We start from the raw sequence: 10,194 nt of genomic DNA, 5'->3' as shown, positions 1-10,194 counted from the left end.
AACCGATTATCGATATGGAAATGTGGAAAACGATACTGCCGTTTACCACATTACCACATCGCGACTTCAATAAAAGTATGATGTTTCTATTGGTAGCTTCTTTACACTTTCCTCTTGACTTGTATCATAGCAGCAGGGGGTAAAAGCTGCCTGCCAACATGATTTCCCCCCTTAATAAGGGGGGATGTCCGAAGGACAGGGGGGATTCGTCCTTCAAGTGGACTTGAACCCAAGAATATTTTCATAAATATATTATCGTGGAACGATAAGCATCATAAAGAGTTACAAAATATTGATTCAAATATCTGGGGAATGGCCAGTGTGTAACAAGGCAAATCTATTTTTGTGAGAATATACTTGTATAAAGAAAAGAAAGCAGTAATATTTATTCACAAACAAGATTTTGCTTGAATATTACCACCCAGATTTTCGCACAGGGACGGAGATATGATTAATAACTGGTTGTATGCTTTCATGTTAATTACATTTATTTTTATCGCTCCGACATGCATGTTTGACGCTCCAACCGGCCAGACCGAAGTCAATCTTCCTGCTTCTCAAGACACCCGCACGGGGAGGTTTACTCTGATGGCTCTCGGTGACAACAGCGTCTCCGACATCGAAAAACTGGCACACAATTATAACCTCATGATCGCTTCCGACGATGTAAAACCTGAAGCGATCCAGGCCTTTCGCAGTAAAAATCCCGGCGCGCCGGTATTCTGTTATTTCAACACATCTGATATCGACGGTGATTCCCCGTGGGCATCCTATAGGAGAACCTGGAATGACACCAACCCGCATGAAGACTGGTTCCACCATGATGTTTCGGGCGCACGGGTGAAAATTTATTATCCGAAATACAAAAACCGCTGCGCTTTCGACACAGGTAATCCCGGTCTCAGAGACTATCTGGCCGCCCGCGTTCTGGAGATTTTCAAAACAGGGCTTTATGATGGCGTCCAGCTTGATAATGTATCCACCGATTATCCATTTTATGACCGTCTTGTGGGAAACTGGATTTCCTCAGTACCGGTCGACCTTACACCGGAAGAGTGGACCTCCGACGAGGTCGGCATGCTCCGTGTGATTAAGAAACAGGCGATTGCAGCCGGTTTCAGCAATAAAACAATCATATTCAATCATATGCGTTCCGGCGAGCCGGAGACCTCGCAGGCCTATCTGGCGGAAATCGACGGCGCAAACTGCGAATCCTGGATGTCCCGGTCAGTGGAACTCGAAGGCCGCTGGGGCTGGAAGGCGAAAGTGGAGCAGGTTCACGAGGCGGCTTCTTCGGGGAAGCTGGTCAATCTTCTGTGTGTTCCCCGGCAGCCGGATGAAGGGGAGGCGCTTTTCCTGTTTTCTTCGTATCTCATGACCACGGAGGCGAACCGGGTCTTTTTCTTTTATGCCACCGGGTATAAAGCGTATCAGCAGGTATGGTATCCGTTTTACGACACCAATCTGGGCGCCCCGAAGGGAGAATATGAGGCCCGCGACGGGGCCTTTTTCAGGCTTTTTACAAAAGGGTGCGCTGTTGTCAATCCGGATAAGGCAATACACACGATCCAACTAAACAGCGTCTATAAGACGCTTTCGGGCGAATCAGTGAATACCATATCTCTCAATCCCGGAGAGGGGATGCTCCTCCTGTCGCCCTGACAGGCCTCGAACCCGATATGCACAGAGTTTTTGCACCATGTTTCCTGAAAAATTCATATCGAATTCTCTACTGCAGTGTAATATCTCCCAGATTTGTTGTATTACCGACGGTTACCATTACATCCGCCCTTGAGAATTTCTTATTGAGAGTATCGGCCACAGCCACTGTGTAGCTTCCCGCCGGCAGGAATCCCAAAAGAAAACCGCCGCTGTCCTTTTTTACCAGAGCTGAGGCAACCGTATCGGTACCGGCGATGGCATAGGCAAGAGGTGAGTTCTGATAATTCACCACTTTCCCGGAAACAGCGCCGGACTCGGCTTTGACGATCAGCCGAAGAACGGGATTCAACTTGTAGTTCTGCTTGTTCCCCATCGCGTGAATGGATCTGGCCGCATCGAAATCCACAACCAACTCAGTCGTTATTCCCGGCAGGATGGTAAAACCGGAACCCAGTTTCAACCCGCTGGTTGCTCCGCTCGGGACATCAAGAGTGTAGGTCGTCCCTTTTACCACCACTTCAGCTTTGGTGATTTTCAGCCGAATCTGTCCATATTGGCCGGGATCCAACTGTTTTTCTCCCAGTACCGAGGTGATGCCGTTGGTCAATGTCAGAAGATCTAAAGTCTGAGACTGATTGTTTATGACTATCCAGTTTTCCTCACCGGTTTTGAGATTTGCAGTGATTTCCGAAAAAGTTATGTTCACTTTTTCGAAATCCCCCGGACCATCGGTTAAATGAACCTTCACCGTTCCGACCGTCGGGTTCCCGGTCGTGGTTTCATCCTTGCTGCACCCCCACAGGAGAAGGGATGTAAATAGTACGGATACAAGAAATTGAACGAAACGCATGGCATTCTCCTTTGTTTAACATTTCGCGAAAAATTTGTAATTGAAGGATTCCTGTTATAAGATGGGAATTATTGAAGGAAAAAAATGTGACCTGTCTCACAAAAGTCGAAAGAAGCGGGGAAAGTCACACATTTTTGCGCACCATCATTGCAAGATTTTTCCGGGGGTCCTGCTCCGGGGTCTCGATATCCTTGAAGTATCGAACTGTGCCGACTTTGAGCTCTACTGTGGCATCCTCATCGCAGACGATCACAGCATGGGGATGGAGTTGAAGCGCCGAAATGGTCCACATGTGGTTGACCCCTTCCTCCACTCCCTTATGCAGGGCGCGCGCCTTGTCGCAGCCGGTCGCGATCAGCATGACCCGGCGCGCCTCCATGAAGGTGCCGACTCCTATGGTCAGAGCGGTTTTGGGGACTTTGGAGATATTGTGGTCGAAAAAGCGGGAATTTGCGGCAAGGGTATCGCGGGTGAGCGTTTTTATCCGGGTACGGCTGGTCAGGGATGATCCCGGCTCGTTGAACGCGATATGGCCGTCCGCGCCGACACCGCCGATAAAAAGCTCCACTCCGCCGTACGATTTTATCCTTTCCTCGTAACGGGCGCATTCCGATTCCAGATCGGGGGCGTTCCCGTTCAGGATGTGCACATTTCCGGGTGATATATCTATCTTGCCGAAGAAAGTATCCCTCATGAAAGAATGGAAGCTTTGCGGATGGTCCTCCGGAAGTCCGACATATTCGTCCATGTTGAAAGTAACCACATTGGCAAACGAGAGCGACCCTTCACGGTGAAGACGGATCAGCTGGCGGTACATACCGACAGGGGAAGATCCGGTCGGCAGGCCGAGTACAAAAGGTTTTTCAGGCGAAGGATTGAATTTTTTTATCTGCATGGCGGTATAAGCAGCCGCCCATGAGCTTACCTGCTCATAATCCGGTTGAATAACAACGCGCATTATTTCTCCCACAAAAAAATGAGACAAAGTTACAAAGTGACAAAGCGGCAAAGCATCAAAGTTCTTTGTTTTTTCTCTGTCACTTTGTCACTTTGCTGCTGTTTTTGGAATGATACATGAATTCGGGGGGTGAATCAAGAGAGTTTCGTGGGTAGAGAATAAAAAACGTAGGGGTTCAGCATGCTGAACCCCTACAACGATCCGTTTTTGGCGTCCCCTAGGAGAATCGAACTCCTGTTGCAAGGATGAAAACCTTGAGTCCTGGGCCACTAGACGAAGGGGACTTTTAAGAGACTTGGAATATAAAAAAAATTATCGGCGAAATCAACGGTAAAAATGAAATGACTTCTTTTACTTTGATATTTCCTTGTTTATCGACTTTCTTTGCCATAATTTAATAAAATACCGTTAAACTGGCGGCGATACCCTATCGTTCAACTATTATCAGGGAAATGGCACTGACATTATCATGAAAACAATCTGCCCCTCACGGGGAACTTTACTCTTCATCTTCTCCGCCGTCCTCCTGTTACGAAGTATGCCTTCGCAGGCCCAGACCGAAACGCATCCCTGCATTCTCTATCTTGCCCAGGAGCGTGAAACGATCCGGAACCGTCTCGACAGGCCACCCTATGCCGGATGGAGAGATCAATTGATACTCCAGGCTGATGTAGCGCTGAATTCCTGGAATAAGACCGACGTGCCGAAAGTTACCCAGGCCTACTATTCCAAGATGCTTGCCGGGGCTTATGTTTTCACAGATTCCACCCAGGTGAATCATAACACGTACGGCTCTGAAGCGGCCAAAGCCCTGGCCTCAATACCGAATGGAAGTTACAAAAATTTCTTTTCGAGTTCTGGCGACCTGGAAATTTCCGAGGCGGCAGTGCACTGGGCAGAAGCCTATGATATGTTGAGAGGCGATGGTTTCGATTTCACACTCGGCGGCACCCAGAGTCTGGAATCATCCATACGCTCACGGCTCGCCAAGCTCCGCGCCTACATGTCAAAAAATAACCCGTTGGATATCATTTTAAATCCCTTTTCGGACGCCATAGCCAAGGATTTTACTTCATGTATATACTACGATGTTGCTCATACCGACAACCACCATGTGAAACTTCAGTCGGCGATAGTGGTTCTCTCGCTTTCCATTCTCGATGAACCCGGCTCGAAGGGCGACCGCAACACCGCCCAGTCAAAACTGATTAATGCCCTTGGGAATATGACCATTACCGGCGACAACGGCGAACCGGCCGGCGGGTGGGCGGAAGGCCCGAATTACCATCTCTACAGCGCCCAGCAGTATCTTCCCGCGCTTATCGCCCTCAAGAACATGAACATGAACATCTTTGATTTCACCACTGTCCCGGAGCTGGTAGAGACCCATCTCTGGCTGCCGCGCATCGTGATGCCGGACGCGCTCACTCCTCCTTTCAACGACAACGAGGCAGCATACTTCGATCTGACCGGCCTTTTGTATTCTCTGCACCGGGACAGTCCGTACCGTGACGCGCTTTTCTGGATGTGGAATCAGTACGGCAGGGCGGTCAGCCCGATGTTCCTTCCCGATTACATCGCCCGTTTCGACGATACCCCTCCCGCGCATACCGATCCCGGAGCACTGGGATGGACTCCGACCGGTTTCTATCCCGAAAGCGGTTTTGCCCGGTTCCGGGACTCGTGGAACAGCAACAGCATCTACCTGCAGTTCCTCTGCAAACACGGGGAGGCGCGCATCAACGGCCAGGCGCACAATCACCCCGACCCGAATACATTCATCCTGCACGCATACGGGAACATGCTGCTCATGGACAGCGGATACGGCGGCTGGGCGTATCACGACAGCACCCGCTACGCCCGTAATCACAACCTGATCCTGGTGGACGGCGACGGTCCCCCGGCGGCTTCTCAGGGAGGAAACCTTAATTTCTGGCAAGCCAACAGCAGCGATGCAAGACTGGACAGGTATTTCACCGATCCTGTTCTTGATTACGCGCATTCGGTTACCCAATACCAAAGCGCCAGTTTCGAGCGAACCGTACTATTTCCCTTGCACCGGTACTTTTTTCTCTACGACAGGATAACCGGCGCACAGAACAGAACGTTCACCCTCCTTCTGCACGGCAATGGCGGCGGGACATCAGGCGGAACATTCACCAGCCTTGACTCCGGCGCACGATGGGAACAGGACAAAGCATCAGTCCGCACATTCACTGTGGGATCATCCCCGCTTACCTTCGCCGCAGCGGATATGAAACACGCGGTGTACAGCCGCTCCTTTTTAAGCCATACGGTGCTGGAGGTAACCCAAAACACATCCGATGCCCGCTTCCTGACCCTGCTCTATCCGCAGCCCAAGGGTGCGGCTTCTCCGGGTATTTCCGCGGCGAATGTGTCCCATGAGAAAGGTATCAGCCTCGCTTTCGGCGACACCACCGATTACGGCGTCATGCATGCCGACAGCACAGCGATGACCCTGGCAGCCGGCAAGGGGAGTTATAGCACGGATGCCGATTGCTTCCTGGCGAGGATTGTCGCCCCGGACAGACTTCTCGATTATTCGATAATCAACGGCACTTTTGTCGTATCCGGCCAGGATACACTCGTCCGGAGCCTGAACCCGCTGAACCTCACGGCATCATACGCAAGCCCGAATGCAATCTCCGGATTCCTTCAGATAAATGTGCAAACGAGCATAACTCTCTCCGGAATCAGGGCTTCAAAGGTTTTTTTCCAGGGAAAAGAAATTACCTTCACTCCTTTATTCAACGCGGTCCGGTTCACTCTCATCGGAGAAGGACAGTGGCGGGTGGAAGGTTCTATCGGCAGCCAGACTCTGCAGCCGCCGAAAAATGTCAGTGTTACGGATGTTGCCAACGACAACGGACACCGTCTTCACCTCACCTGGTCGAAATCCCCTTCTGAAAATGACGGGCTGGTGGACTGGTACCGGATTTACCGCTCCCGCAACCCCGTATTGACCGACCCGATTCTATTCCCTAAGAATGTACCCGTAGACTCGCTTCTTGCCCTTGAGAGCATGTTCACGGTCCTGGTCGATTCGATCAAGGCGGGAATCACGGAATACATCGACGGCGTCTATTACAACGGCGCACCTTACTACTACTGGATTCAAGCGGTCGGGTCGGGAGCGAAAAGCCTGAAAGCGGCGGCGTATATTCTTACTTTTGTGGAAAACACCCCCGCCGGTTTCTGGGTCGGGGATCCCTATCCCAATCCGTTCAACCCGGTTTCCCAAATCAACTATTTCATACCGGAGGACGCCCGTGTAATAATCTCTGTCTACACAGTTACCGGCCAGAGGGTGACTATTCTGAGAGATGAAGTGTCGAAAGCGGGGAGGTATTCCTGTACATGGTTCACCAACGGGATACCGAGCGGGATATATTTCGTGAAAATCAGCGCGGGAAGATACACTGCGATAAAGAAGATGGCGCTGGTAAAATAGAAAAAGGATTCTTCAAAAAAAACCTCACCCGGCCTTCGGCCACCCTCTCCTAATTAGGAGAGGGTAACAACAAGGCGCATAATGAGTTACCTCTCTCCTGACTAGGAGAGGGGACAAGGGGTGAGGTAAAATAGCAAGAGGGGAATAAAAATGCTGCTCACTCACGTTCTTTCAAATGCTGTTGTGCGGACCGGTCTAGTCCTGATCCCTTTGTACCTCTTTCCGGCAAGTTTCATCGGCGCTCAGGAAAAGAATATTTACCGGGAGGGCGATTCCATAATCTTAGAGACCGCCAATCTCCGGTATGTCGCCGGGACTGACGGAATAATGAGGGAATTCACCGACAAGGCAGCGAAAAAGAATTACCTGGATACTTCCGAGCGGTCTCCTTTCATGGCTATACAGAAAAACGACCGATGGATCGGTTCCACCTCAGTGAATTTGGCCCACGGTTTCCTTTATGTCACGTTCGGAGATTCGGGAGTATGGGCGCGAATACATCCATGTGCTTTTTCATCTTACCTGACGTTTGAACTGACTTCTGTGAATGACCACAGCATTACCGCCTTGCGTCTGGCGCACCTGCCTCTGACTATCAGGGAATGGGTAAGCTCCAGCATCACCTCCTGCCGTAACGCCGAATTCAGCGCCTGTATCATTCCGCTCAATATCGAAACAGTATCCGCGCCTTCCGCGCATCCGAAGACCATTCTTTCGGGCTGGTGCGAAAAGAGCGTCCGCCTCGAAGGCGCGAAGATTGCGGTAACCGGCTGCCCTGCAGGCAGGCTCCTCGATACCATCGAGCTTATCGAGATCGAAAACGGCCTCCCGCATCCGACGCTCGATGGAGTCTGGGCGAAAAAATCCCCCGAGATGATGAAATCCTACCTCTTCGTCGATCTTTCAGAGGATATCGTTGAACCGATGATCGATTATGCAAAGACCGGCGGATTCGGCTACATAACCATCTACACGGGAGTATGGAACAAAACCCACGGCTCCTATCTGGTGAACGAGAAAAATTTCCCCCACGGCGCAGCAGGCCTGAAAACGACGGTGGACAAAATCCATGCCGCCGGACTCAGGGCCGGGATGCATGTCCTCGATGCGGTGATTTCAAAGGATGATCCCCTGGTAAAACCCCCCTCCGATCCCGGATTCCTCAAATATCCTGATCTGCGGAGATTTCTTGCTGCGGATGTCGGGCCCGCCGATACCTTCATACCCACGACCGCTTCGCCGGAGGGGCTGCTCGCAAAAGCTGACAAATCCCGTTACCACGGCCGTGACCTGCTCCTCGATGATGAGATCGTTGTTTACAACGACATCAAAACAGATCCGCCATACGGGTTCACCGGGTGCGTACGGGGCGCCCGCGAATCTAAATCCGCTTCCCATAAAAAGGGCGCGTCCATCGATAACTTCGCCGAGTTTATCGATTTCTACCTTCCCGATCTGAAATCCTCTCTATATGACCGTGTTGCGGGGGGAGAGGCCGCCGCTCTCGACAATTACGGGTTCGATTACATCTATCCGGACGGTATCGGCGAGAATATCGGATATTATCCCCAAAAGCCCTCCTGGTATTTCTCCAACCTGCTGGTATCCAAGCTCTATTGGAATACAAAACGCGAGGTCATGTGGGGGCACGGCCCTATTTCCAATTTCTCCTGGCATATCTTCGCGCGGGGGAACACAGTCGATTACGCGATGCTCGGCGTCATCCAGCATTTCAACCGGACATCCATCGCCAACTCACGGTATTCGATAGCGGACCTGCAGCCGTTCGAGTTCGGCTGGTTCGGATATTTCACCAGGAGCGTGGAAGGCGAGGCCACCCGTCCGCGCGAAATGGAGTATGCCTGGAGTAAGGCGCTTGCTTACGGGGCCGCAATGTCGCTCGAAACGAACAAAGCCGCTCTCGACGCAAACGGCCGCACCCGTGAAATGTTCGCCATGATAAAGAACTGGGAGGAATTGAAACTGAGCGGCTATTTTTCGGAAACGGCAAAAGAGAAAATGCGCACACCGGGTATGGAATTCACCCTTGACAGAGACAGCAGCGGCCGTTGGGCTGCTTTCCCGATTACCTACGGTCCGGACCGTTATGTGGCCCGGATGGACGGTACGGCGAATATTTTCACCCATTCAAATCCTTACGGTTCCCAGCCTTTACGTGTCATTATCCAGAATATGCCGCGGCTGGCCGAGTACGGGAGCAGGGAAAATGGTGTCCTCCTCGAACCGGGGCCGCTCAATTTTAACACGAAAGGCCGGGGTCCTCTGGGCAGCGAGAGCCATACCACACAGGGTCTGACCTTTAACATTACCGTATCGAACAAACAGCCGCGCTCCGGCGGAAAGAGCTTCATGGTGACAGCCGGAAACGGAGGAACTGCCCAGGATGGCTGGGGCTGCGCCGAGATCATCCTCGACAAGCCGCTCGATCTTTCGGAACATCGCGCGGTGGGCGCGTGGGTTTTTGGCGACAAGAGCGGAACATGCCTTCATTTCGTGCTCGAGGACGGCGGCAGGTGGAGCGTCCGCGACTTCTGGGTGAAGCTTGATTTCGAGGGCTGGCGGTATATAAAAATCCCCGAGGCGGCCAAAGGGGAAGTGTATGATTTCGTGTATCCGTACAATAACTATTGGGCGATACGGGGGATCGATTATAAAACCATCTCGCGGGTATATGTTTTCATAACGAACCTTGGCCCCGGCAAATCGGCAGCCTGTTATTTCAGCCGCCTCGAAGCTCTGAAAGAGACACCCATTCCCCTTTCGAACCCCTCGCTCTCGGTAAATGGAAAAACCCTCGCATTCCCTGTGACTCTCGCTCCCGACTGCTACCTGGAGTATAATGGAGCAGGCGCAGCGAAGGTGTTTGATCCCAACGGATTTCCCGGCGGAGAGGTATTGATAAAGGGAAGCATTCCCGAGGTTAAACCGGGAGAAAATAAAGTGAAATTCATGTCCGATACCGATTCCCGGTATGGCCAAACAGCCCGAATTACCCTAATTACAAGGGGAGAAGCAATACAATAGAGATTTTGATCATGAAAAACTTCCGATGCTGAAAAGGAGAAAACACCCAATGAAACTACGCGTATTGTGCTTCATCGCGCTCGCGGCTGTATTCGCGGCAGAGATATGGGGAGCGCCCACAGGTGGGATTTTCATCCCCCGCAACGGCGGCTGGGAGGGGTGCATAGGCAAGACCCACGTGTTTTTCGACAAGGCTTCCGGCGGGGT

Annotated in this window: 5 protein-coding genes and 1 tRNA gene; 3 read left to right on the top strand and 3 right to left on the bottom strand. The window is 51.6% G+C overall.

Features of this window, described 5'->3' with window-relative positions:
- Positions 1 to 447 precede the first annotated feature (447 nt).
- Entirely contained in the window at positions 448 to 1,662 is a 1,215-nt protein-coding gene (locus Q8O92_10520; protein MDP2983748.1) for a putative glycoside hydrolase, read from the top strand.
- Between the two features lie 67 nt (positions 1,663 to 1,729).
- Here Q8O92_10520 and Q8O92_10515 read toward each other — a convergent pair whose 3' ends face one another.
- The 3 genes from Q8O92_10515 to Q8O92_10505 form a co-directional block, all read right to left on the bottom strand.
- A complete protein-coding gene (locus Q8O92_10515; GenBank protein MDP2983747.1) occupies positions 1,730 to 2,512 on the bottom strand; it encodes a DUF4382 domain-containing protein in 783 nt (260 codons plus the stop codon).
- Positions 2,513 to 2,636: 124 nt separating this feature from the next.
- Positions 2,637 to 3,470, bottom strand: a complete 834-nt coding sequence (nagB, locus tag Q8O92_10510; protein ID MDP2983746.1) for a glucosamine-6-phosphate deaminase — start codon at positions 3,468 to 3,470, stop codon at positions 2,637 to 2,639.
- 208 nt (positions 3,471 to 3,678) lie between these two features.
- Positions 3,679 to 3,754 (bottom strand) — tRNA-Glu (locus Q8O92_10505).
- A gap of 185 nt (positions 3,755 to 3,939) precedes the next feature.
- Here Q8O92_10505 and Q8O92_10500 point away from each other — a divergent pair.
- Positions 3,940 to 6,942, top strand: coding sequence for a heparinase II/III family protein (locus tag Q8O92_10500; protein ID MDP2983745.1), 3,003 nt, complete (start codon positions 3,940 to 3,942; stop codon positions 6,940 to 6,942).
- A gap of 150 nt (positions 6,943 to 7,092) precedes the next feature.
- Positions 7,093 to 9,987 (top strand): hypothetical protein, encoded by a 2,895-nt coding sequence (locus Q8O92_10495; protein ID MDP2983744.1) that lies wholly within the window; start codon positions 7,093 to 7,095, stop codon positions 9,985 to 9,987.
- Positions 9,988 to 10,194 lie beyond the last annotated feature (207 nt).

This window comes from Candidatus Latescibacter sp., assembly GCA_030692375.1.
Lineage (GTDB): Bacteria > Latescibacterota > Latescibacteria > Latescibacterales > Latescibacteraceae > JAUYCD01.
The sequence above is the reverse complement of the archived record's forward strand: the minus strand, read 5'-3'. Positions and strand labels throughout refer to the sequence as shown.